Consider the following 24,333-nt stretch of genomic DNA (forward strand, 5'->3'; position numbering starts at 1 on the left):
ATGCGCACAATCGTAGTTGGCAGTAGACAAAGTGCTCTGGCACTGACACAGACAGGACAGGTTATTGATGACTTAAAGCGTTTAGCCAAGGAGCACGGTCTGGACTATGACTTCTCCGTCAAAAAAATCATCACGAAGGGCGACCGCATACTAGATGTTACCCTCTCCAAGGTAGGCGGCAAAGGATTGTTTGTCAAAGAAATCGAGCAGGCGATGATGGACGGCGAGATTGATATGGCGGTTCACAGCATGAAGGACATGCCTTCCGTTCTGCCAGAGGGTTTGGTGTCCGGCGCGGTGCCGGCAAGAAAGGACCCTCGTGATTGCCTGATCTCCAAAGAAGGAACAACGCTGGATGACCTTCCTGCAGGTGCCAAGGTGGGAACAAGCAGTCTGCGCCGGTCCAGTCAGCTCAAGGCTTACCGGCCGGATCTGCAGATCGAATGGATTAGGGGGAATATCGATTCTCGCATTCGCAAAATGGAGGACGGTGAATTTCAGGCCATCATTCTGGCGACCGCCGGTCTTCAGCGTATGGGTTGGGAGGACCGGATCACGTCGTACTTGCCGATTGAAATTAGCCTGCCAGCCGTCGGCCAGGGCGCACTTGGAATTGAATGCCGCGAAAACGATGTTGACCTGCTGCATTTGCTCTCTCTTTATAATGATGAGGTTACCGCACGAACCGTTGCGGCGGAGCGCAAGTTTCTAAGCGAGCTGAACGGAGGATGCCAGGTGCCTATCGGGGCTTACGCCGTCCTGAAGAATGTGGATGCCGGAGATTCCCGCGGAGAACAAAACGTTATACAATTAACTGGAATGGTAGGTTCACCTGACGGCGAAATCATACTGAAGGAAAGCGCCGAAGGAACCGACCCCGAATCGCTCGGAGTGGAAGTGGCTGAAAAGCTGAAAGCTAAAGGAGCGGAGAAGATACTGGCACAAGTTAGGGGCTGAGGGTATGGCAGGCAAGGTTTATCTGGTGGGAGCAGGACCGGGCGATGCACGCCTGATTACGATTAAAGGCAAGGAATGCATTGAAAAAGCGGATGTCGTAGTGTATGACCGATTAGCCAGTCCTCGGCTGCTGCGATGGATGAAACCCGGAGCGGAGAAGGTCTATGTAGGCAAGCTTCCGGACCGGCATACGATGAAACAGGAGCAGATCAATCAGCTGCTGGTTGATTATGCTCTGGAAGGCAAGACGGTGGTTCGTTTAAAGGGCGGCGATCCAACGATCTTCGGAAGAGTGGGTGAAGAAGCGGAGCTGTTATACCGTCATGGGGTCATGTACGAGATCGTGCCGGGGATCACTTCGGCGATCAGTGTTCCGGCTTATGCCGGGATTCCGGTGACGCATCGTGACCATGCTTCGTCTTTATCGATAATTACCGGCCACGAAAGTCCCGAAAAGCTGGATCGAATGATTCAATGGGACAAGGTTACCAATGCTACGGGGACTTTGATTTTCATGATGGGTGTGGCCAAGATCGGTTATATCAGTCATCAGCTGATCAAGCACGGTCGACCACCGGAAACCCCGGTGGCTCTTATTAGATGGGGAACCCGGGCGGAGCAGGATACGCTGACGGGGACACTGGCGGACATCGAGGACAGAGTCAAGGCAGCGGATTTTCAGCCGCCTGCGGTCATCGTTGTTGGACAGGTGGTGCTTCAGCGGGAGCACCTGAAGTGGGCGGAACGGCTGCCCCTCTTCGGCAAAAGAATACTGGTCACGAGGACGCGAAGCCAGGCCAGTGCATTGGTATCCCAAATCGAAGAGCTGGGGGGAGAGCCTTATGAGTTTCCCGTCATCGAAACCGTCATGCCTTTCAGGAGTGAGAGGCTTACCGAAATTCAACAAGCACTGGACAAGCTGAGTACGTATGACTGGGTATTTTTCACCAGCGTGAACGGAGTCGAATTCTTTTTCCGCCACCTGAAGGAGAATGGTCGCGATATTCGCGCCTTAGCCTCGGCCCGCATCGTCGCGGTTGGCCCCGCAACAGCCCATGCTCTTGGAAAATACGGTGTCGTGGCTGAAGTTATCAAGGAGCGTTACCAGGCGGAAGGCCTTATCGATGCTTACGGCTCAGAGCTCCAGCCCGGTCAGCGTGTGCTGCTGCCTCGCGGCGATCTGGCACGCAAGTGGCTGCCAGAGAAGCTGACTGAAATGGGACTGCACGTGATGGAAGCCGTGATTTATGAGAACGTACTGTGCGGCGGAGACGATGATGAGCTGCTGAAGCTGCTTAAAGATGGGGGCATTCACGCCGTAACGTTCACCAGTTCATCAACGGTAACCAATCTGCTGAAGGTGCTGAAAGGGATGGGCGTTGCAGATCCAGTCGAACTGTTGAAAGGTTCGACGATTGCTTGCATCGGACCGTTAACCGCGCAGACGGCCGAAGAAGCCGGACTGCACGTATCCCTGCTCGCCGAGGAAGCGACGGTCGACAGTCTGGTTAAGGCCTTGTGCATTTGGAACGAGAACGATCCACGCCGTGTTGCGCCATAATATCCATAATTTCTTATATACGTGAACGAAGTCGAAATTACATCATTTGGGAGGTATACGCCATGAGTTTTCCAATCATACGCCATCGTCGGCTGCGTCAAAATGCCGGCATTCGCAGCATGGTCCGCGAGACCGTGCTTCATACGGAGGATCTGGTTCAGCCGATCTTCGTGACCTATGGCAGTGGTGTGAAATCCGAGATTTCCTCCATGCCGGGCGTCTATCATTTTTCGCTGGACACCTTGAAAGAGGAAGTCGACGAAATCGTAAGTCTAGGCATTCCTGCTGTGCTCCTATTTGGAATTCCCGAGACGAAAGACAGCGTGGGCACATCCGGTTTTGCGGATGACGGGATTGTCCAGGAGGCTACCCGTCTCATTAAGTCGTGGCATCCCGATCTTCTGGTGATTGCTGATACGTGCCTATGCGAATTTACCGACCACGGCCACTGCGGGATGGTGCATACCTTTGAGCGTGACGGCCACACCTGCGGCGATGTATTAAACGACGAGTCGCTGGAGCTGCTCGTTCGTACAGCGGTTTCCCAAGCCAAAGCGGGAGCCGATATTATTGCACCTTCCAATATGATGGACGGTTTTGTCCAAGCCATTCGTTCCGGTCTTGATGAAGCCGGATTTTACAATGTGCCGATCATGTCTTACTCGGTTAAGTACGCTTCGGCCTTTTACGGACCCTTCCGTGAGGCTGCCGATTCCGCTCCGCAATTCGGCGACCGCAAAACATATCAGATGGATCCGGCTAATGTGAGAGAGGCGCTTCGCGAGGCGGAGACGGACGTGCTGGAAGGCGCCGATATGCTGATGGTGAAACCGGCTATGGCCTACCTTGATGTTGTCAGATTGCTGCGAGACCAGTTTGATCTGCCGATTGTTGCATACAACGTGAGTGGTGAGTATTCCATGATCAAAGCGGCTGCTCAGCAGGGATGGATCAGTGAGCAGGCGATTGTGATGGAGCTGTTGACCGGGATGAAGCGTGCCGGTGCGGACATTATTATTACGTATTTCTCGAAGGACGCAGCACGCTGGATGCGCAGCTAGTAGTTATTAACGATGAAAGAGTTAGGAGTGCATACGATGAGCCAAGATTTGCGAAAAGAAGATTTGTCGCGTTCTGCTTTTGAAGAAGCGAAGTTATATATTCCAGGCGGTGTTAACAGCCCGGTTCGTGCGTTTAAGTCTGTTGGACTAACCCCGATATATGTCGATCGCGGAGAAGGCAGCCGGGTATATGATATCGATGGCAACAGCTTTATCGATTATGTCGGTTCCTGGGGGCCGCTGATTATGGGTCACGCGCATCCTGAGGTTGTTGAAGCGCTTCAGGAGACAGCTGCCAAGGGGACCAGCTTCGGTGCTCCAACTCTATTGGAAACGAAGATGGCGAAACTCGTCTGTGAACGCGTGCCGTCGATCGAGGTCGTACGGATGGTGAATTCGGGTACGGAAGCAACCATGAGTGCGATCCGTCTAGCGCGCGGTTATACAGGACGCAGCAAAATCATTAAATTCGAGGGCTCCTATCATGGCCACGCTGACAGCCTTTTGATCAAAGCGGGATCGGGCATCGCTACGCTTGGACTTCCTGATAGTCCGGGTGTGCCGGAAAGCGTTGCTTCCAACACCATAGCGGTTCCTTATAACGATCTGGAATCGGTACAGCTTGCCTTCGAGCGTTTCGGCGAAGAGATTGCAGCCGTTATTGTTGAGCCCGTGGCAGGCAATATGGGCGTGGTCCCTCCACAGCCAGGATTCCTGGAAGGTCTTCGCAAGGTCACTTCTGATTATGGCAGCGTGCTTATTTTTGACGAGGTGATGACCGGATTCCGCGTTGACCTGAACTGCGCGCAAGGACGTTATGGCGTTACACCGGATTTGACATGCCTGGGCAAGGTGATTGGCGGCGGTTTGCCAGTCGGTGCTTATGGGGGCAAGCGTGAGCTGATGGATCAGATTGCTCCGGCAGGACCGATCTATCAAGCAGGAACGTTAAGCGGTAATCCGCTCGCCATGGCGGCTGGTTACACCACCCTGAAGCTGCTGACGCCTGCCGTCTATGAACAGCTGGAGGAGCGGGGAGCCCGTCTACAGGCAGGATTTGAGCGTAACGCTCAGGAATTCGGTATCCCGCTTACGATTAACCGGATCGGCTCCATGGTATGTCCATTCTTCACGAATACGCCTGTCGTCAATTTCGATACGGCCAAGACTAGTGATCTGGATCGCTTCCGTCGTTATTTTGCAGCGATGGTACAGGAGGGAGTCAGCGTACCTCCTTCCCAGTTCGAGGGCATGTTTATTTCAGGCGCTCATACGGTAGAAGATATCGATGCTACGATTGAAGCCAACTACAACGCCTTCAAAAGCCTATGAGTTACGGGGGGAATTGGAGCAAACGCGGCGAATGGCTGGAGATGACGCCGGGCAAGGCGCTATTAAGCCATTCGGATCGGAACGAAGCCGCTGCCAAGTGGCTTATGGAAACGGTCGGTATGCCCGAGAAGCTGTATCGTAAGCTTCGTCATGAACAGGGGATACAATGGAGAGGGGATCGGCTTCGGCTGGTCCTTTTTCCTTACCGGGATTACGGTATCGAACCGAGATGGCAGGAGCTTGATGTATTGTATGAGGACGATTTCTGCCTGGTCGTGAACAAACCGGCCGGAATGGAGGTCCATCCGGACAACGAGAGCCGCGAGACGACCCTGAATCATGTGGTTGCCGGATATTACGAAGCCGAAGGCATCCATACGGCAGTCCGGCATATTCATCGGTTGGATAAGGATACAACAGGTCCCGTCCTGTACGCCAAGAATGAATATGCGCAGCTAAAGCTTGACGAGGACATGCGGGAGAAGAAGATCGTCAGGATATACGCGGCTATCGTTCAAGGAAGGGTCTCTCAGGATCTGACGAGAATCGATCTGCCGATAGGCAAAGACCGCAATCATTCAAGCCGTCGGAGAGTTTCATTAACCGGGAAGGCTGCGATCACGCATATTCTATCATCCGAGGTGTATCCGAAAGCCAGCCTGCTGCAAATTCGACTGGAAACCGGCCGGACGCATCAGATCCGGGTGCATCTAAGTCATATGGGACATCCGCTTCTGGGAGATTCCTTATACGGAGGACCAGGGGCGTTTCCCCGCCAAGCGCTGCATGGCGAACGTCTGCTCTTCACTCATCCTTTCTCGGGCGAGGATATTGAAGTGAATGCCCCCTGGCCTCTGGATTTGATGGAGTTAAGAGAGCGAATCATAGAGACATCGGGCCGTTAAGAAAATTTGCGAGATCCTGAATAAACCTGTAACTTTCACGCACAATTCGCAAAAAAGTCATGCTCTCCTATTTTCGGCATATAGATAAATTGAGTGGCAAAACTTAGGCTCATGCCGTGATAACAGATCACGGATAGTATATGCCAAAAAGGAGGACATTCCCGTGTTTGACCAGTCCTACGGATTGCGGTTCGATATTTACGAGCGTATTAATTTAACGGAAGATTTGCCGGGAATCGAAGAATTGGAAGAGGCGGAGTTGATCCCGCATATTCAGGTGATCAGTCAGCAGGACCAAGCCACGCTTCGGGGTCATCTGCTTCTTGCAGGCCTGTATAAAGGTGACACCGAAGCAGGAGAGACGGAGCCGCTCGAACACTGGATCCCGGTTGAAATCACGGTCCCGATGAACCGGGTATCATCATTGGATGACATCGCGGTCGAAATCGAGAATTTTGACGTGGATTTGTTATCCAAGCGCAGCTTGAACATTACAGGGGTTCTGTCGCTCAAAGGAATTCAGGCGGCGGCTCCGGGAGCCCGTGACCAAGTATGGGCCAATGAGGAATTCACAGTGGTACATGCTCCTGAAGCGACTGATTTGTATTCGAACGGGGAGCAGCAGTTTGCAGCCGACCCGTACGACCAGCTTCATGGCGGCGGAGCTCATGCAGATTCTAACTCGACTTCGCCTTCTTACTTCAACGAGGCTCAGATCAGAGCCCAAGCGTCCGGGACGGATGCGCGCACACAGCAGTATCTCGCATCCTGGGCGCAATATGAGAACCAAACACGGGATTCACAGGACTCAGACGGCACCACAAGCATTTCCAATGCGTCTGAAGCCCAGGATACGGTCGAATATGCCTTACATAATGAGACGGAAGCTCAGGCAGCTGAGTCGTCGATTCCAAGTGTATGGCAATTCGAACGGGCTGCGGTCCAGCCGGAGCCGGAGCAAGAAGATCCGACAGCCGGTTTTCCGGGTGTCATTGAGCGTAAGGGCGAAGAAGTGGAAGCCGTGCCGGTACTGGAATCACCGGAAACGGAGGAAGTCCAGCCGGTTTTCGCTGAGGAAGAAGTCCCTTCGGAGGATATGGATGATATAACGGAAGAGGTTTCCATTAAAGCCGAGGAGGTTCCGACCAAGCCGGAGTTAAAGGTGGCCTTCAACACGAAGAACAACAGCACAACCAGCGCATCGGGCGTAGGCTTCTCTTCGTTGCTTCAATCGAGCAGAACGGTTCAGGATCAGGAGCAAGCCGCTCGGGACGAGGCAGAAGAAACGGAGGAATTGGTTGACTCCGCAACGGCCGAGGACGTGGAGTGGAAAAGTCTGTTCCTGGGTAACCGCCGTGAGGAAACGCCTTTCCGCAAGGTCCGGATGTGCATTGTGCAGCGTGAGGAGACACTCGATGTGATTGCCGAGCGTTATCAGCTGACGCCGCGAGAGCTCTTGTTATATAACCGCATGTCCGAGCAGAATGTGGAAGAAGGCCAGGTATTATACATTCCCCAATAATCAGCGTAGCGATCGCATAAGAACAAGCAGGTCAAGGTAGGATATCCTTGGCCTGTTTTTGTGTTTGGCGGGGAATCGGTGAGAAGAAGAGGGGAATCGGACGAGCCGGGCTTCTTTTTACAGCGTAATGGAATTAATTTGGATCGGCAGGTATGATGTCTAAATCGTTCGGAAACACTCGAAATATTGACTATATGCAACAACCACGGTATATTTGAATAGTATATGTACAGGTATTCCTAAAGCTAGAACAACGTTGAACGGGAAGAGTAGGAAGGTATGGCCTTCAGAGAGCGGAATTGCTATCAAGCGCTGTGAGATTCCGCAGGAACCAACTTGCCGAAGTCGCCCCGGAGTTGCGGACTTGAGATAGAGTAGGGATCGATCGCTACCCTGGTTAGAGTTCGCCGGCCGCAGCCGTTATCTGCGTAAAGTGTCGTGCTTGATTGCAGGCTTTCATGTTCTTTATGGGAGGACGCGATTCATGAATGATTATAAGCGCGAAACAAAGGTGGTACCGCGAGAGAACAGTCTTTCGTCCTTTGAGGACGAAGGGCTTTTTTTGTTTCACGCAAACATGGATATCCATGGCCACGCCCGGAGGCTAAAACGTTACGGGTTGGCAAAACTGATTAACAGTATCGGAGGTACGAAAATATGGATCAAAAACAAAACCAATCCCAGTTAGACATGCCGACGACGTATGATCCGAAGGCAGCCGAACAAAAATGGTATCCGTACTGGAAGGAAGGCGGCTTCTTTGAAGCTGGCAAACGCCCCGACGCGGAGCCGTATACGATTGTTATTCCTCCACCAAACGTTACGGGAATGCTTCATATCGGCCATGCCCTTGACTTTACGCTGCAGGATATCCTGATTCGCGTAAAGCGGATGCAGGGTTATGATGCGTTGTGGCTGCCGGGGTCTGACCATGCGGGCATCGCCACGCAAACCAAGGTTGAACAGAAGCTTCGCGAAGAAGGCGTTACCCGCTACGATCTGGGACGCGAAAAATTCCTGGAGAAAGTGTGGGAATGGAAGGATTTATATGCGAATACGATCCGTGACCAATGGTCCAAGATCGGCCTGTCCCTCGATTACTCCAGAGAGCGTTTCACGCTCGACGAGGGGTTGTCAGAAGCGGTTCGGGAAGTATTCGTCAAGCTCTATGATAAGGGGCTTATATATCGCGGAAAACGCATCATCAATTGGGACCCGGCTGCTCGCACGGCTTTGTCCGATATCGAAGTGGAGTACAAAGAGGTCAACGGCCATTTGTACCACTTGCAATACCCGCTCAAAGACGGCAGCGGCTCCATTACCGTAGCAACCACCCGCCCGGAGACCATGCTTGGCGATACGGCGGTAGCCGTTCATCCGGAAGATGAGCGCTATAAAGACATGATCGGCAAGACATTGGTCCTGCCTATTGTCGGCCGCGAAATTCCGGTGATTGCCGATGAGTACGTGGAGAAGGATTTCGGCAGCGGAGCGGTTAAAATTACGCCGGCCCATGATCCGAATGACTTCGAAATGGGTCTGAGACATGATCTGCCGCAAATCACCGTGATGGATGAATCCGGGACGATGAATGAATTTGCCGGCAAGTACCAGGGTCTTGATCGTGCAGAATGCCGCAAGCAGATCGTTAGCGACATGAAGGAATCGGGCGTGCTGCTTCGCATCGAAGATCATGTTCATCAGGTTGGCCATAGCGAAAGATCCGGCGCCGTTGTCGAGCCGTATTTGTCGACGCAGTGGTTCGTTAAGATGCAGCCGCTTGCGGAAGCAGCCGTTACTGCACAGAAATCCGGCAAGGGCGTAAACTTCGTGCCTGACCGGTTCGAGAGAACCTACCTGCATTGGATGGAGAATGTGCGCGATTGGTGCATCTCTCGTCAATTATGGTGGGGCCACCGGATTCCGGCCTGGTATTCCGAATCCACGGGCGAAGTGGTTGTTGCCATGAATGAAGAGGAAGCGCGCGCGAAGCTTGGCAAGGACGATCTAAGACAGGATGAGGATGTGCTGGATACCTGGTTCAGCTCGGCATTGTGGCCGTTCTCGACCATGGGCTGGCCGAATCTGGACAGCGAGGATTTCAAACGATATTATCCGACAAGCGTTCTCGTAACGGGTTATGATATTATTCCGTTCTGGGTTTCGCGGATGATTTTCCAAGGGCTTGAATTTACGGATCAAATGCCGTTCAAAGATACGCTTATCCATGGTCTGGTTCGGGATAGCGAAGGCCGCAAGATGTCCAAGTCGCTCGGCAACGGCATCGATCCGCTCGAGGTTATTGAACAGTATGGCGCAGATGCCATGCGTTATATGATATCGACTGGCAGTACGCCGGGTCAGGATCTTCGATTCCGCTGGGAACGTGTGGAACAAGCGCGTAACTTCGCGAACAAGATCTGGAACGCGTCACGTTTTGCGCTCATGAACCTGGAGGGCTTCGCTGCGGCGGATATCGACATTTCCGGAGAACTGGGAACGGCCGACCGTTGGATTTTGCATCGTTTGAACGAAACTTCCCGGGACATTACGCGTCTAATTGATGCCTACGAATTTGGCGAAACCGGTCGACTGCTCTACAATTTCATCTGGGATGATCTGTGTGACTGGTATATTGAATTTGCTAAGCTGTCTCTGTACGGCGAGGATCAAGCCGCTAAGAAAAAGACGCAGTCGGTGCTTGCCTATGTGCTGGACCGCACGATGCGCTTGATCCACCCGTTCATGCCGTTCATATCTGAAGAGATCTGGCAGCATTTGCCGCATGAAGGCGAGACGGTGATGCTGGCTTCATGGCCGGCCTATGATGAGGCATTCGAGAATGCGGAAGCCGTTACCGAAATGAACCTGCTGATGGATGTTATCCGTGCTGTACGTAACATCCGGGCGGAAGTAAATGTACCGATGAGCAAAAAAGTGGAACTCCAGTTGAAGCCGGTAAGCGAGCAAATTGCCGGCATCATCGATCGCAATGCGGATTATATTCGCCGCTTCTGCAACACGTCGGAGTATCAATCCTCCCTTGCGCTTGAGGCTCCGGATAAGGCAATGACCGCCGTGGTAACAGGTGTTGAAATGTATCTGCCGCTTGCCGGGTTGATCGATATCGCTCAGGAGATCACGCGCCTGGAGAAGGAAATTCAGCACTTGAACAGCGAAGTCGAGCGTGTGGAGAAGAAGCTGAACAATCCTGGTTTCGTATCGAAAGCACCCGAAAAGGTGATTGAAGAAGAACGGGCGAAGCTAGCGGATTACTCGGACAAACGCAGTAAAGTGATTGCGCGCATCGAAGAATTGAGAGGCTAAAGGGCAAGATGATTCTGGACCAGAAGGTGAGAACGATGGTTGATCATTCGGCAGCTGCAGTGGCAGCTCCGTTCCATACCTATGAGGAAGCGGTAGCTTGGATCAACGGGTTGATTCCATTTGGAATCCGCCCGGGCATGGATAGAATACAGCGATTGATGGAGCTGCTCGGCCATCCGGAGCGGCGATTAAAATTTATTCACGTGGCCGGAACGAATGGAAAAGGCTCCACATGCGCTTTTTTAACGAAGGTTCTGCTTCAAGGGGGCTTCACGGTTGGCACCTACACGTCCCCCTATATTACGAAGTTTACCAATCGGTTTCAGTATAACGGCGAGGACATACCGGAAGAGACGCTGCTTGAACTCGCTAATCGCTTAGAACCGCTTGTAGCCGAAATTGCGGGCTCCGGGCTCGGATCGCTCACCATGTTTGAGGTGTCCACCGCCCTTGCGATACTGTATTACGCCGAGGTATCTTATCCGGACGTGGTGGTATGGGAGACGGGACTTGGCGGTCGTCTGGACGTGACCAATATCGTTCATCCCATCATTTCGGTGATCACGAATATCGGAATGGACCATACCGACGTCCTGGGTGATACCATTCAGGAGATCGCCAGGGAAAAGGCTGGCATTATCAAGCCAGGAGTTCCTGTGGTGAGCACGGTAACTCAGCCGGAGGCAGTCGATGTTCTGAAACAAACGGTAGTCAAAAACCGTACAAGTCTGTATCTCGTAGATGAACAGTTCTCTTATGAGCGGCTGCGTGGGAACGAAGAAAGCCAGACTTTTCGTTTTAAGGGCCCGTTCCGGGACATGGATCTGGACATCTCGATGCAGGGTGAGCACCAATGCGCTAATGCCGCGCTTGCGATGATGACGCTGGAAGTGCTTCGCCAGTATATGGCTTTCATCGTGGATGATGAAGAATTGCGTAGAGGGTTTAAGGATACTTTCTGGGCGGGAAGACTGGAACAAGTGCAGTCGTCCCCGCGGATTGTTCTCGATGGTGCGCACAACCCCGAAGGGGCTGAAACCTTGGCTAAAAGCTTACCGCAGATCTATAAGTATCGAAAACTGAACTTAATGATGGGAATGCTGGCAAATAAGCATCATGAATCGTATTTGCAGCATATACTGCCAATAGTGGATACGCTTATCCTGACTGAACCGGATTTCCGGAAGAAACTGGACGCCAAGGCGCTTGGTGACATCGTAGAGCAGGTAAGGGAGAAATACGCCAAACATACACTGCAAATCATCATAGAACCAAATTGGAAAAACGCACTTGAAGAGTTGAAGTCACGGACGGAAGCGGAGGATCTTGGGGTGGTGTCGGGCACGTTGTACCTGATTGCCGACGTGCGTTCCAACCTCCTGGGCCTTTCCGATTCTGAAAAAGGTTGGTGATATCTGTTGAATACATCGGAACATGTTCATTTTATAGGAATTGGCGGCTACGGGATGAGCGCCATTGCAAGAGTTATGCTGGAGATGGGTTATAAAGTCACGGGTTCTGACGTGGCATCGCAAGAATTGACAGAAAAGCTGGCGGCCAAAGGCGCCAAAATATACATTGGACATACCGCCGAGCAAGTCCAGGGGGCGGACCTTGTGGTTTACTCGACGGCATTGTCCCAAGACAACGTGGAGCGGGTCGAAGCAGAGAAGCTGAACATTCCTGTCCTTCACCGTGCGCAGATGCTGGCGCGTCTACTGAACCAACGCAAAGGGGTCGCCGTAGCGGGTGCGCATGGTAAGACAACCACTTCATCGATGATTGCGCTCGTAATGGAAGAATGCGGAGTCGATCCGACATTTATTATCGGCGGAGAAATCATGAACGTGGGCACGAATGCCAAAGCCGGTGAAGGCGAGCACGTGGTGGCCGAAGCGGACGAGAGCGACGGTTCATTCCTTCAGTACCACCCTTGGCTCGGCGTTGTTCTGAATATTGAGGCCGATCATCTGGAGAATTACGAGGGAGATTTCAATCGTCTCAAGGCAGCCTATGTACAATTCCTCAGCCAGATCAAGGCAGACGGTACGGCCGTGGTTTGCGCGGACGATAACAACATTCAGGCAATTTTGCCTGACCTAAAATGCAATGTGACCACATACGGCATTCATGCGGATGCAGAGTATACGGCAACGAATCTGGTGCTCGGCGATCGTCACGTCAGCTTCACGATGCTTCATAACGGCATGGAGCTGGGTACCGTGGAATTGTCCGTACCGGGTAAACACAATGTCTACAACGCCATGGCTACGGTGATATGCTGCATGAAAGGCGGAATCTCGTTCGAAGCGATTGTAGAGGCCATCGTCAAGTTCAACGGAGCTAAGCGCCGCTTCCAGGTGCTGGGCGAAGCTGAAGGCATTCTGGTGATTGACGACTATGCGCATCATCCGACGGAGATCGAGGCTACGATCAGTGCCGCCAAAGCTACGGGCAAACGGATTATCGCCGTATTCCAGCCGCAGCGGTATTCGAGGACCTTTTTCCTTCTGGATGCGTTTAGCCGCGCATTCGGGGAAGCGGACGAGGTGATCATCACCGATATTTATTCTCCTGCCGGCGAGAAGCAGATCGAGGGTATCAGTTCCGGTAAGCTGGTGGAGCTGATTGTCCAGAACAGCAATGCCGGTGCCCGCTATTTGCCTACCAAGGAAGATGTCCTGAGCGATCTCAAAGGTCGCGTAAAAGAAGGCGATCTGGTTCTGACGATGGGTGCGGGCGATATTTGGAAGGTCGGCGCTGCTTTAGCGGAGTCTATTAAAGGCAAGAAGTAAATGGATTGCAAGCATGCTTTGCTGCTTCGCTGCAGCAGGGGATTGCATGGGCTTTGTCTTCGAACGGAGGCAAAGCAGCGGTTCGATAAGAAGAACACGGGCTGATCAAGATACCTTCTTGATCAGCCTGTTTGTTTTGTTTTACGCACACTCATAAGTTGCCAAGCTTGATCATATAGCTAGGTGTAGAAGGACAAGTGAGGTGTGTGGATATGAATAAAGCACGGATGACGATTCGTTTCGATCAGGATCCACCGAAGGACAGCTACAAGGATCATAAGCGTGAGGAACGGGATTCCTATCACGAAGTTCCCGCAAGGCGCAATGATCAAGTTGATGACCGTCATCGCATATTCGACGAGTTTGACACAACGACTGATCGGTTTACCGATGCGGGCAATTCGTTCGAACATAGGAGCAGCATGCAGCATGATCATCTGCGCGTTGTCCCGCCGCTCCGGGAGGAGGACACTCGGGATGTGAACGGACAAGAATGGAGATCCTCGCGTCATACCCGGTCCAAGGGGCGATTAGCTGAGGAAAGAAGACGTCTGGATCACGTCGAGGGCGGGGCGTTCGGTAACGGGTCTGATCCTGTCGATACATATGACGACATGCGTGAGGTTGAGGATCTCTACGATCTTCATGATGACGCGTATTCCGGAAGAGTGGGCCCCGGCGCAAACGATTCGAATTGGGATTTCGGACCCGAGAAGGATCTATACGAGTCACCTGCCGATGATTACGGTTATTATCGCTCGCCCAAGCCTACCTCCTTCTGGAAAATGGCTGTATCCGTGACCGCGGCTGTTGTTACGGGTTTGCTGTTTGGATATATGTTGCTGTCCATGTTTAACGGCGGCAATGCAGGTGAGGATACGGCATCGGGGCAGCTTGAAAGCAATGACGCAGTTCATCAAGCACCGGCTGACTCCTCCGGGGGAACGGGGGCATCACTCGCACCCGGTTCAACTGAATCGGCAGTACACATTCCGGGTCAAACCTTCTATATGCTTCAGTACGGTGTGTTCAGCACACCGGAACGGGCAGAGCAGGCGAAAGGGGAACTGCTGCAGTCCGGTATTGCGGCTGGGGGAGATTTGGATGAGGAGAACCGTGTTTATGCGGGCATATCTCCAGACCGTGAGCAGGCCAAGCTGCTCAGCAATCAGCTTAAAGCCGAAGGCGTCGAATTATACGTGAGAGAAATCGCGCTGCCCAATATAGAATCAGCTGCCTTTGCGAGCGAGAAGCAGACGCTGACGGACTATTTCACGATAAGCGGAGAGCTCGTGTCCGAGTTGAGTACGCTATCGGCATCGCTGTTGGGGAAGCAGGAGGCGGACGCGGTGGCGTCAGAGAGTATGACTGCAATTACAAATCTGCACCAGCAGTGGATCCAATCGATGAAGCTGCTGTCCGCCGGCTTGGGTCCGGAGACCGGGGCTGTGCTGCCGGCGATGGAGCAATCCATGAACAGTTCGATCACAGCGCTCTCCGAATATAACAAAAATCAATCCAAGGGGCATTTGTGGGAGATTCAAACGGGCATGATGAACTATGTCATGGGCCAAAAGAAACTCCTGGATGGCCTATAAATTCAAATTTACGTCAAATCCGGCTCGGAACTGGAAATAGTTCCCCCTGCCGGATTTCTGTTTGTATTGCTTATCGATTCACCGTATAATAATTAGGGTGTCAAAATATGGCGAGGGAAGAGGATGCATGAAGAAAAACAAAGGAATGCTCATCTTGTTTTTGCTGCTGGGGTGGCTGACGGGAACATGGCTGGCCAAGGCGCTTCAACCAGTTAAGGCTTTGTCGTTTTTAACGTCATCTACACCGATTAAGTGGTCGCCTAGCGCTGATTTTGACATTATTCGTTATGACATTAACCTTGAACTTAACTTTTGCCTGCTCAGTCTGCTTGGCATTATAGCAGCGCTCTGGTTATACCGCAGGCTCTAAGACATGACAAAGGAGATTATCCCCCTTGAATGAGAAGAGAAACCGCCGTATCATATTGGCCTCCACCTCTCCTCGGCGTCAGGAATTGATTGCCTCCCTTCGTATCCCATTTGAGATTATGCCTAGTGAAGCTGACGAGGACACCCCGCCTGGGTGGTCGCCAGAGCGAATTGTGGAGTCACTGGCACTACGTAAAGCGGAAGCGGTTCTCCGAAAGCTGACGGATGATCCGGGAGATGGTATCATTGTGGGAAGCGACACGATTGTAGTTGTCGATGATCTTGTCCTCGGGAAACCGAAGGATCAAGCCGACGCGGCAAGGATGTTGTCCATGCTTCAAGGACGGGCTCACCTCGTGTACACGGGCGTGGCTTGTGTCGATCGGGAATCTGGTCGTACCAAGGTCGCTCACCGTGTGACAACCGTAAAGATGAAATCGTTAAGTGATAACGCGATCGCGGCTTATGTAAAGAGCGGGGAACCTGCTGACAAAGCGGGCTCGTATGCGATTCAAGGCTTGGGTGCAACCATCGTGGAAGGAATCGAAGGCGACTATTTTAACGTTGTCGGCCTGCCGCTTTCTCTGCTGTCGGACATGCTGTCTGAAATGGGGATGGATGTACTCACCGATTCATAGATATAGAACAACGGCATTCGAAATGTAGGGGTATCCTGAAGTTTCGGTGACCTGCTGATTTAAATCTTAGAAAAGAGGGGAATATATGGAGTCGCCAACGCTATTGCTGCGCGACATCCCCCATGATGAACGACCAAGAGAGCGCATGATGCAATATGGGGCGAGCGCTTTAAGCCATGCAGAATTGCTGGCGATATTGCTTCGGACCGGAACCCGCCAGGAATCTGCCGTACATATAGCCCAGCGGCTGCTGGGGGAAGCAGGCGGTATCCGGCAGCTCGTTGATCTTAGCATTGAGGAAATTACGCAAATCAAAGGAATTGGAACCGCTAAGGCTGTTCAGCTGAAGGCTGGCATCGAGCTTGGACGGCGCTTGGCCGCATCGAGACATGTAGAGCCGGTTATTATTCGCAGTCCTCATGACGCGGCAGAACTGCTCAGTGAACAGATGCGCTATTTACAGAAAGAGCATTTTGTCTGTGTATTTTTAAATACGAAAAATCATGTCATTGCCCAGGAAACGTTATCGATGGGAAGCCTTAATGCTTCCATCGTTCATCCCCGCGAGGTGTTCAGAGCGGCCATCAAATGCAGCAGTGCATCCCTGGTGTGCGCACATAACCATCCTAGCGGAGATCCGACGCCCAGCCCGGAAGACATATCGCTGACTGCACGCTTAGTGGAGGCAGGACAGATTGTCGGGATCGACGTACTGGATCATCTGATCATTGGGGACGGATCGTTTGTAAGTTTGAAGGAACGGGGCTTGATGTAATATAATAGTTCAGATTGACGAAGAAAGGGAGATACATCATGTTTGGTGGTTTTACGAAAGATTTGGGAATCGATTTGGGGACGGCAAATACGCTGGTTTATGTTCGTGGGAAAGGAATTGTCGTAAGAGAACCTTCAGTGGTTGCTCTGCGTACAGATACGAAGAGCATTGAAGCCGTTGGAGAATCGGCTAAGAAAATGATTGGACGCACACCAGGGAACATTCGTGCCATTCGTCCGATGAAAGACGGCGTCATCGCTGATTTTGATACAACGGCTACGATGATTAAATACTTTATTCGTCAGGCACAGAAGCAGCGTTCCATATTCCCCCGTCATCCGAACGTGATGGTATGCGTGCCTTCCGGCATTACGGCGGTAGAGCAGCGTGCGGTGGAAGATGCTACCAAGCAAGCGGGAGCACGCGAAGCTTACACGATCGAGGAGCCTTTTGCAGCTGCAATCGGTGCCGATTTGCCTGTGTGGGAACCTACGGGCAGCATGGTCGTTGACATCGGCGGAGGTACGACCGAGGTTGCGGTCATTTCGCTTGGCGGTATTGTAACCAGCCGCTCTGTACGCGTTGCAGGCGATGAGATGGATGAGTCTATTATCTCCTATATCAAACGTCAATATAATTTGATGATCGGTGAGCGCACATCCGAGCTGCTCAAGATGGAAGTCGGTTCCGCCATGCCGCTGGAGACCGTGGAAACGATGGAAATTCGCGGCCGTGATTTGGTGACGGGTCTGCCGAAGACGATTACCATTACTTCGGATGAGATTAGCGAAGCGTTGGCAGATACCATTAACGCTATTGTTGAAGCTGTTAAGGTTACCCTTGAGAAATGTCCTCCGGAGCTTGCTGCGGATATTATGGACCGGGGCATCGTGCTTACGGGAGGCGGCGCATTGCTTCGCAACCTGGACAAGCTGCTCGCCGAAGAGACCGGCATGCCGGTGATCGTTGCAGAGAATCCGCTGGATTGCGTGGCCATTGGCACAGGTAAAGCGCTCGAGAACATTCACTTGTTTAAATCCCGGAGCAGCTCTGCCGTCCGTTCTAAACGGTAGAAACCGAATAGAAGTGTAAACCCCTAATGTTGGGAGAGAAAACAGTAAGTTAGAGGGTGTTGCAACTGTTTAAGCTGCTAGGCAATAAGCGTTTGTTTATTATGCTCATCGGGCTGGTAGCGTTTATCGCTATTATGGGGTTTACGCTCGGCCCGAGAGCTTCTTTATCTTGGCCTGAAAAATTCGTCAAGGATACGGTCGGTTTTGTGCAAAGTGTGTTTTATAAGCCCGCTGCCTATATAGCGGGTTTCTTTGAAGATGTGCGGAACATGAAGGCAATCTATGAAGAGAATGAGGAGCTGCGGAGAGCCGTGGCCCAATATTCCCGAGAGAGTGCTAATTACAATACGATGAAAGCTAATTACGAAGAACTTGAAGATGTACTTGGATTTACTAAGAACCAGAAGGAACGTTACAAATACGAATACCGTACTGCCCAGGTGCTAAGTGTTAATTCGGATCCCAATAACCGGACACTTGTTATCGATCTGGGCGCGCGCGATGGGGTTCGCCCCAGAATGTCTGTCACGACAGTGGACGGCATGGTCGGCATCATTAGCAACGTCAGCAATTTCACCTCAACGGTGAAGCTGTTGACAACAATGGACGCCCAGGATCCGAATCCGCAGCCGATTTCGGTAACGGCCATCGGCAAAGAGGATAAAACATTCGGTGTGGTCGAGAGCTACGATGAGAAGACCAACACGCTGCTCATGACGCGGATTTCGGAAGATGATCCAATCAAGAAAGGCGATAAGATCATTTCATCCGGTCGAGGAGGCGTTATACCGCAGGGCATGATCATCGGTAAGGTCCTCAGCGTTCAGACCAGCCAATATGGTCAAAGCAGAACGGCTACGATCGAGCCGGCGGCCAAGTTTGACGACTGGAAGTATCTGATCGTTGTCTTTACGCCTGAGGAGCCGGAATAAGATGGCGCGTAAACAAGTTCTGGTTCTGCTGCTGTTCGTGCTGTTTATCCTGCAGGGTACGGTGGTTTTCTGGTTAACGCCAAGCTCGCTGCAGCTTCAGATTTATCCTAATTTCGTGTTGGTTTGCTTGTTTTTTGTATCGATTTATTACCATCGCCACACGGGGCTGGTGCTCGGACTCCTATTCGGCATGCTTCACGATATCGTGTATTACGGCGAGATGATTGGCACTTATTCGTTTGCTATGGGCGTATCCGCATATCTGGTGGGACTTGTATTCAAGTCCCCGCGGGCGCCGCTGCCCATGATGATGACCATTGTCATACTGGGGAGCTTGTTGTTTGACAGTACGCTTTTTGGCATATATAAGGTGTTTCGACTCAATCCGACTTCTTATAATTGGTCGCTGCTTCATCATATGCTACCCAATCTCCTTGTTCATTTTGCCTTTGCTCTGGCGATTTACGTTCCTCTTCGCAAGCAGATTGAGTTGGTTACGAAGAATCAGAGAAGGAAGGCATCCTGAACCCTCCATTATGACATTTTACTAGACTAGCAGGAACTTGAAGGTTTGAGCGCGAAATGTATAGGGATGGGAGGGACAGGCTTATGGCTGTAAAATCCAATCATGTAACGATTAAGGGCATCAAAGATGGCCTGGTATTCCTGCTTGATGACCAGTGTGAGCTGGAGGAGCTGCTCGGCGAGCTGCGCTATAAGCTGGAGCACAGTCATCAGAATATTTTGACCGGACCTATCATTCATGTGGATGTGAAGCTGGGTTCCCGGAAAATTTCCGAAGAAGAGAAGCAGACGATTCTTGACATATTGAAGCAAAAGGGCAATCTGTTGATACGTAATGTGGAATCCCCGCCGCTTGAGTCGGAGCTCATACCAGAGGAGAAGCTTACGCTTAAGACAGGGATGGTGCGTTCCGGACAGGTACTGCATCATGACGGCGATCTCTTGTTCCTCGGCGATGTGAATCCCGGCGGAACCATAACGTGCACCGGTGATATCTACATACTGGGAGCTCTGCGCGGAACCGCGCATGCCGGTGTAGAGGGCAACGAGGAAGCGATTATAGCGGCTTCGTATTTTGCTCCTACCCAGCTCCGTATCTCCCAGATGATCAGCAGACCGCCGGATGAATGGGAGACGAGGGAAACGGTCATGGAGTTTGCGTATTTGAAGGACGGTAGCATGGAGATCGATAAGATCAGCAACATCTCACGTTTGGGTCGGGATTTTAATGTGTTTAAAGGGGTGTAGAACATGGGAGAGGCAATCGTCGTAACTTCAGGTAAAGGCGGAGTCGGTAAAACGACGACATCGGCGAACATCGGCACAGCTTTGGCACTGCTCGGAAAAAAAGTGTGTCTGGTTGATACGGACATCGGTCTTCGTAATTTGGATGTCGTGATGGGCCTGGAAAACCGGATTATATACGATTTGTGCGACGTTGCAGAAGGGCGATGCCGACTTAACCAGGCGCTGATCAAGGACAAGCGCTTCGATGAGCTGTATATGCTTCCTGCAGCCCAGACCAAAGATAAGAATGCCGTTTCTCCGGATCAGGTGAAGGATATTGTACTTGAATTGAAAAAGGAATTCGAATACGTCATTATCGATTGCCCGGCTGGAATCGAGCAAGGATTTAAGAATGCCATTGCCGGTGCGGATAAAGCGATCGTGGTTACGACGCCTGAGAATGCGGCCGTGCGGGATGCGGATCGGGTTATCGGCTTGCTGGAGAGCTCTCATGTAGAGTCTCCGAAGCTCGTAGTTAACCGGATCCGTCCGAACATGGTGAAATCCGGCGACATGCTGGAGATTGAAGATGTGCTGCAGGTGCTGAATATTGATCTGATTGGTATCGTGCCAGATGACGAAATGGTCATTAAAGCGGCCAACATCGGGGAGCCTACGGTGATGAATCCGGACTCTCAGGCAGCCATCGCCTATAGAAACATCGCCCGGCGTATCCTAGGTGATACCGTTCCGCTGATGCAAATCCATCAGAAAAAAGGAATGTTCACCAAATTCAAAAAGTTTTTTGGAATGGGTTAAAGGCTTTTAACACGAACCGGTGCCGGGAGGCATCGGTTTTTTTGTTTGCTTCATCTACGCTGTTCTGATGTGCATACATTCTGTTGTCCTCTTCAATAGGGCTTGTTCTAAATATCTTTCATCTCCTCATAGGATAGAGTAAGAAAACAAGCCCCAAGGGGGAAAGAACAATGGACATCAAAACTTCAGTTAAGAACCGAAGAGAAGCCCGCATTCGCGAGCTGCTGGAAGGGGAATCGTCACCGGCGCTGCATGATAAGTCGCCATGGGGGCCCGTTCCCGAGAAAAAGCCTGCCCATCCCAGTCTTCACAAGACAGGCTTTATTCAGGAGCACAGGTCGAATTCATCCCCGCTTCTTGCAGAGAGCGAACCGGATCCCGAGCGGCTTTGGAAGCAAAGGCACCGCGGTTGGTATGGTGCGCCGGAACCCGGTGATCCAGAGGAACCGCCAAGAAAAGCTTCGTTTCTGTCGGGCTTAGTGCGCCGTATCATCGTCAGTGCGCTGGTGTTTGGATTGGCATGGGGGGTATTTTCGTTTCAGCAGCCGTGGGCTCTTCGTACGCAAGCTTTTATCGTTGAGGGGCTGAGCCATGAGATGGATTTCCAGGCTGCCCAGGTATGGTACGAGGAGCATTTTGGAAGCGCGCCTTCCTTCATTCCGATTTTTGGACAAACCGACGAGCACTCGACGAAGGTGAATGCCGGGACTTCTTTAGTTCCTCCGCTTTCCGGAAAGATGGTCCAATCCTTTGCCGTGGATCTGAAGGGCATCGTTTTGGAAGCCGGAGGGGGTTCTTTAGCGGACCGGGCGGTTAAGAGTATAGAGACCGGACGCGTGCTTGAGGTTAAAGAACATCCCGAGAATGGGATCTCCATTCTCATACAGCATACAGGAGAGAGAAAGGCGATATACAGCAGGCTTGCAGAAACGGGACTTAAGGTAAACGATTGGGTTCAAGGTGGAGATATTGTCGGCACATTGGCGTCTTCAAGCTCAGGCAGCCCGCCCTCCCTTTATTTCGAACTGAAAGAGGGGGATCGAGGTATCGATCCGGCGGAAGTGATTCCGTTTGATTAAGTTTAAGGGAACGGTATTGTCGCTGCATCCTCTCTTTGTTATTGTCATGCTGGCCTCCGTATTCACCGGTCGTTTTTTGGAATTGCTGACCCTGTTTATTATCGTGTTTATTCATGAATTGGGACACGCCGCCGCAGCGGCAGCGATGGGGTTCAAGGTACGAGCCATTCAGATGCTGCCCTTCGGCGGCGTTGCTGTCATTGAAGATGACGGCAGGATGACTGCAATGAAGGAAATCATCATTGCGCTTGCGGGTCCGCTGCAAAATGTCATCATGATTGGAATTACCCTGATGTGCAGATGGGCGGGGTGGGGAGACGAGCAGCTGTTGTCTTATATCGTTCAGGGGAATCTCATCATCGCGCTGTTTAACCTACTTCCGATTCTTCCGCTGGACGGGGGCAAAGTGCTGCAAGCGGTCATCAGCTTGCTCGCCCCATATCATGCGACCTTGCTGTGGGCTTCCCGCGCTGGCATTTTGTGCAGCTTGATCATGATCGGATATGGCTTGCAGCCGTTATTTTCCGGCGGCGGTATCCGTTTAAATGTGCTGATGATCGGCCTCTTTTTAGCGTATTCCAATTTTGAAGACTATCGGAATGTGCATTACCGGTTTTTAAGATTTTTGGTCAATCGGAGCGAGATTTATGGACGAAATTTGGATGGACTCGGTCCTGCGCAGCCAATCGTTGCAGATTCTTCGAAACCTTTGGATGATATTATGCGTCTATTTAAACGAGAGAAGTATCATCTGATTTATGTCATGAGCGGACGAGGCAGCCTGCTTGCCGTTGTTCCGGAGCAGCATGTGATTTCTTCTTATTTTGCATCAAATGGTCCGCCCTGGTATGCGTAAATCGTAAACATCATGAGGAAGACGCAGGGCGGGCCATGATTCTTTATCCATTCAAATCATCTGGGATTGTGTTAGGATAAAAAATAGAATATCGTCTTCCATTTGAGGGGTGAAGCCATGAGGCAAATGATAGTTCATTGTGAACATGAGACCATTCAGATGGCCCTCATCGAAGATGGGAGGTTAGCGGAATTCGCCGTTGAGCGGAGTCGTGAGCAAAGTGTAGTCGGCAGTTTTTATAAGGGCAGGGTCGTAAATGTGCTGCCGGGGATGCAGGCGGCTTTTGTAGATATCGGGCTGAAAAAGAATGCATTTTTATATATTGATGATGTGCTCCATCCTCATTTAGAGAAGCAGCCCAAACAGAAGCCGTCCATCTCGGAGCTGCTAACGGTAGGCCAGGAATTGATCGTGCAGGTGATGAAGGAACCGAGAGGCGGCAAGGGGGCGCGGGTCACTACCCATTTTTCGCTGCCTGGCAGATGCATGGTGTACATGCCGACTGCGGATTACGTTGCCGTCTCCAAGAAAATTGGACGCGATGCGGAGAGAGCAAGGCTGAAGAGTATCGGCGAACAGCTTCGCACGGATGAAGAGGGGATCATTATCCGAACGGTATCGGAGGACGAGCCTCTGGAATTCCTTAAGGGAGATCTTGAGTATCTGCGAAAAGAGTGGGCGCGAATTCTCGACAAGGCCGAGTTTTCTTCTGCTCCGGCGCTGCTTCATCGCGATTTAGGTCTGCTGCAGCGTTTTCTCCGCGATGCCTTTGATCCGCTTCATGACGAACTTGTGATCGACAGCAAGCTTAAAGGCGAAGAGACCAAAAGCTATCTGAAGGAAACCGTCCCCGGTATGGAGCCTAAGGTTACATATTACTCGGAAGGAAGTCCGATTTTTCAAGCTTACGGGTTGGACGAGCAGATGAGAGCCGGCTTTGCAAGGAAAATCACGCTTCCGGAAGGTGTGACCATCGTTGTTGATCAGACGGAAGCCATGACCATCATGGATGTCAACACAGCCAAATATATCGGTGGTGATAATTTCGAGGAGACGGTGCTGAAGACGAATCTTCTGGCGGCGCAGCAGATTGCAAGAATTTTGCGGCTCTGGGATATCGGAGGCATTATCATCGTTGATTTCATCGATATGGATCGTGAAGAGCACCGGGAGCAGGTTGTTTCTGCCATGGAGGCTGTAATGCGCAAGGACCGCACCAAGAGCTTTGTGGTGGGCTGGACCAAGCTGGGACTGCTGGAAATGACCCGCAAAAAAGCCAGGGAAAGCTCTTCGCTCCCGTTTGCCAAGCCTTGCGGGGCTTGCGGGGGCAGAGGCGTTGTCATCGAACAATGATGTTGACGGTGAACATGGAATATGATATTATCATTGGGTATGTGTCTAGTGATGGTTTGCTGCACATGCTGTAACCGCTCCGGTTGGGTTAGCAAGGACGTTCCTGCTTAGGACGGACACCTTATACTAG

General features: G+C 51.7%; 21 protein-coding genes and 1 other annotated feature. All 21 genes read left to right on the top strand.

From position 1 onward, the window contains the following. The 21 genes from hemC (at position 1) to DP091_RS27140 (ending at position 24,203) form a co-directional block, all read left to right on the top strand. Complete coding sequence (hemC, locus tag DP091_RS27035) at positions 1 to 957, top strand: hydroxymethylbilane synthase (RefSeq protein ID WP_113061187.1); 957 nt, start codon at positions 1 to 3, stop codon at positions 955 to 957. Between the two features lie 4 nt (positions 958 to 961). Further along, complete coding sequence (gene cobA, locus DP091_RS27040) at positions 962 to 2,518, top strand: uroporphyrinogen-III C-methyltransferase (RefSeq protein ID WP_113061188.1); 1,557 nt, start codon at positions 962 to 964, stop codon at positions 2,516 to 2,518. A gap of 62 nt (positions 2,519 to 2,580) precedes the next feature. Next, positions 2,581 to 3,579: a porphobilinogen synthase gene (gene hemB, locus DP091_RS27045; protein WP_113061189.1), complete on the top strand. Its 999-nt coding sequence runs from the start codon at positions 2,581 to 2,583 to the stop codon at positions 3,577 to 3,579. A gap of 36 nt (positions 3,580 to 3,615) precedes the next feature. Next, on the top strand, positions 3,616 to 4,911 hold the full coding sequence (gene hemL / locus DP091_RS27050; protein ID WP_113061190.1) for a glutamate-1-semialdehyde 2,1-aminomutase: 1,296 nt from the start codon (positions 3,616 to 3,618) through the stop codon (positions 4,909 to 4,911). Beyond that, entirely contained in the window at positions 4,908 to 5,816 is a 909-nt protein-coding gene (locus DP091_RS27055; RefSeq protein WP_113061191.1) for an RluA family pseudouridine synthase, read from the top strand. The genes hemL and DP091_RS27055 overlap by 4 nt, the downstream gene beginning before the upstream one ends. A gap of 163 nt (positions 5,817 to 5,979) precedes the next feature. Next, on the top strand, positions 5,980 to 7,338 hold the full coding sequence (locus DP091_RS27060) for a LysM peptidoglycan-binding domain-containing protein (RefSeq protein ID WP_113061192.1): 1,359 nt from the start codon (positions 5,980 to 5,982) through the stop codon (positions 7,336 to 7,338). 247 nt (positions 7,339 to 7,585) lie between these two features. Then, positions 7,586 to 7,884: a binding site (T-box leader), on the top strand. Positions 7,885 to 7,995: 111 nt separating this feature from the next. Then, positions 7,996 to 10,665 carry a valine--tRNA ligase gene (locus tag DP091_RS27070; protein WP_113061194.1) on the top strand — a complete coding sequence of 890 codons (2,670 nt, stop codon included), beginning with the start codon at positions 7,996 to 7,998 and terminating at the stop codon, positions 10,663 to 10,665. Between the two features lie 35 nt (positions 10,666 to 10,700). Further along, positions 10,701 to 12,077 carry a bifunctional folylpolyglutamate synthase/dihydrofolate synthase gene (locus tag DP091_RS27075; protein ID WP_181469931.1) on the top strand — a complete coding sequence of 459 codons (1,377 nt, stop codon included), beginning with the start codon at positions 10,701 to 10,703 and terminating at the stop codon, positions 12,075 to 12,077. Between the two features lie 6 nt (positions 12,078 to 12,083). Then, positions 12,084 to 13,460 carry a UDP-N-acetylmuramate--L-alanine ligase gene (gene murC, locus DP091_RS27080; RefSeq protein WP_113061196.1) on the top strand — a complete coding sequence of 459 codons (1,377 nt, stop codon included), beginning with the start codon at positions 12,084 to 12,086 and terminating at the stop codon, positions 13,458 to 13,460. 212 nt (positions 13,461 to 13,672) lie between these two features. Further along, positions 13,673 to 15,058 (top strand): SPOR domain-containing protein, encoded by a 1,386-nt coding sequence (locus tag DP091_RS27085; protein ID WP_113061197.1) that lies wholly within the window; start codon positions 13,673 to 13,675, stop codon positions 15,056 to 15,058. Positions 15,059 to 15,185: 127 nt separating this feature from the next. Then, positions 15,186 to 15,428, top strand: a complete 243-nt coding sequence (locus DP091_RS27090) for a DUF4321 domain-containing protein (protein ID WP_113061198.1) — start codon at positions 15,186 to 15,188, stop codon at positions 15,426 to 15,428. Between the two features lie 25 nt (positions 15,429 to 15,453). After that, positions 15,454 to 16,065: a Maf family protein gene (locus tag DP091_RS27095; protein WP_113061199.1), complete on the top strand. Its 612-nt coding sequence runs from the start codon at positions 15,454 to 15,456 to the stop codon at positions 16,063 to 16,065. Positions 16,066 to 16,150: 85 nt separating this feature from the next. Continuing rightward, on the top strand, positions 16,151 to 16,840 hold the full coding sequence (gene radC, locus DP091_RS27100) for a RadC family protein (protein WP_009593994.1): 690 nt from the start codon (positions 16,151 to 16,153) through the stop codon (positions 16,838 to 16,840). 38 nt (positions 16,841 to 16,878) lie between these two features. Then, on the top strand, positions 16,879 to 17,913 hold the full coding sequence (locus DP091_RS27105; RefSeq protein WP_071223413.1) for a rod shape-determining protein: 1,035 nt from the start codon (positions 16,879 to 16,881) through the stop codon (positions 17,911 to 17,913). A gap of 56 nt (positions 17,914 to 17,969) precedes the next feature. Beyond that, positions 17,970 to 18,845 (top strand): rod shape-determining protein MreC, encoded by an 876-nt coding sequence (gene mreC, locus DP091_RS27110; protein WP_113061200.1) that lies wholly within the window; start codon positions 17,970 to 17,972, stop codon positions 18,843 to 18,845. Between the two features lies 1 nt (position 18,846). Next, positions 18,847 to 19,371 carry a rod shape-determining protein MreD gene (mreD, locus tag DP091_RS27115; RefSeq protein WP_113061201.1) on the top strand — a complete coding sequence of 175 codons (525 nt, stop codon included), beginning with the start codon at positions 18,847 to 18,849 and terminating at the stop codon, positions 19,369 to 19,371. An 83-nt stretch (positions 19,372 to 19,454) separates the two neighbouring features. Next, positions 19,455 to 20,117, top strand: a complete 663-nt coding sequence (locus DP091_RS27120; RefSeq protein WP_113061202.1) for a septum site-determining protein MinC — start codon at positions 19,455 to 19,457, stop codon at positions 20,115 to 20,117. Positions 20,118 to 20,120: 3 nt separating this feature from the next. Further along, positions 20,121 to 20,915, top strand: coding sequence for a septum site-determining protein MinD (gene minD / locus DP091_RS27125; protein ID WP_113061203.1), 795 nt, complete (start codon positions 20,121 to 20,123; stop codon positions 20,913 to 20,915). A 170-nt stretch (positions 20,916 to 21,085) separates the two neighbouring features. After that, positions 21,086 to 21,994, top strand: coding sequence for a M23 family metallopeptidase (locus DP091_RS27130; RefSeq protein WP_113061204.1), 909 nt, complete (start codon positions 21,086 to 21,088; stop codon positions 21,992 to 21,994). Beyond that, on the top strand, positions 21,987 to 22,850 hold the full coding sequence (locus DP091_RS27135) for a M50 family metallopeptidase (protein ID WP_113061205.1): 864 nt from the start codon (positions 21,987 to 21,989) through the stop codon (positions 22,848 to 22,850). The genes DP091_RS27130 and DP091_RS27135 overlap by 8 nt, the downstream gene beginning before the upstream one ends. A 117-nt stretch (positions 22,851 to 22,967) precedes the next feature. Next, positions 22,968 to 24,203 (top strand): Rne/Rng family ribonuclease, encoded by a 1,236-nt coding sequence (locus DP091_RS27140; RefSeq protein ID WP_113061206.1) that lies wholly within the window; start codon positions 22,968 to 22,970, stop codon positions 24,201 to 24,203. The last annotated feature ends 130 nt before the right edge of the window (positions 24,204 to 24,333 follow it).

Source organism: Paenibacillus sp. MDMC362 (genome assembly GCF_003269305.1).
GTDB lineage: Bacteria > Bacillota > Bacilli > Paenibacillales > Paenibacillaceae > Paenibacillus_AQ.

Excerpts from the sequence above, each read along its gene's own strand:
- DP091_RS27055 (WP_113061191.1), top strand. The coding sequence starts at position 4,908 with ATGAGTTACGGGGGGAATTGGAGCAAACGCGGCGAATGGCTGGAGATG.
- DP091_RS27090 (WP_113061198.1), top strand. The coding sequence starts at position 15,186 with ATGAAGAAAAACAAAGGAATGCTCATCTTGTTTTTGCTGCTGGGGTGG.
- cobA (WP_113061188.1), top strand. The coding sequence starts at position 962 with ATGGCAGGCAAGGTTTATCTGGTGGGAGCAGGACCGGGCGATGCACGC.
- DP091_RS27085 (WP_113061197.1), top strand. The coding sequence starts at position 13,673 with ATGAATAAAGCACGGATGACGATTCGTTTCGATCAGGATCCACCGAAG.
- minD (WP_113061203.1), top strand. The coding sequence starts at position 20,121 with ATGGGAGAGGCAATCGTCGTAACTTCAGGTAAAGGCGGAGTCGGTAAA.
- DP091_RS27140 (WP_113061206.1), top strand. The coding sequence starts at position 22,968 with ATGAGGCAAATGATAGTTCATTGTGAACATGAGACCATTCAGATGGCC.
- hemC (WP_113061187.1), top strand. The coding sequence starts at position 1 with ATGCGCACAATCGTAGTTGGCAGTAGACAAAGTGCTCTGGCACTGACA.
- DP091_RS27075 (WP_181469931.1), top strand. The coding sequence starts at position 10,701 with ATGGTTGATCATTCGGCAGCTGCAGTGGCAGCTCCGTTCCATACCTAT.
- DP091_RS27130 (WP_113061204.1), top strand. The coding sequence starts at position 21,086 with ATGGACATCAAAACTTCAGTTAAGAACCGAAGAGAAGCCCGCATTCGC.
- hemL (WP_113061190.1), top strand. The coding sequence starts at position 3,616 with ATGAGCCAAGATTTGCGAAAAGAAGATTTGTCGCGTTCTGCTTTTGAA.
- DP091_RS27105 (WP_071223413.1), top strand. The coding sequence starts at position 16,879 with ATGTTTGGTGGTTTTACGAAAGATTTGGGAATCGATTTGGGGACGGCA.
- DP091_RS27120 (WP_113061202.1), top strand. The coding sequence starts at position 19,455 with ATGGCTGTAAAATCCAATCATGTAACGATTAAGGGCATCAAAGATGGC.
- DP091_RS27070 (WP_113061194.1), top strand. The coding sequence starts at position 7,996 with ATGGATCAAAAACAAAACCAATCCCAGTTAGACATGCCGACGACGTAT.
- hemB (WP_113061189.1), top strand. The coding sequence starts at position 2,581 with ATGAGTTTTCCAATCATACGCCATCGTCGGCTGCGTCAAAATGCCGGC.
- radC (WP_009593994.1), top strand. The coding sequence starts at position 16,151 with ATGGAGTCGCCAACGCTATTGCTGCGCGACATCCCCCATGATGAACGA.
- mreD (WP_113061201.1), top strand. The coding sequence starts at position 18,847 with ATGGCGCGTAAACAAGTTCTGGTTCTGCTGCTGTTCGTGCTGTTTATC.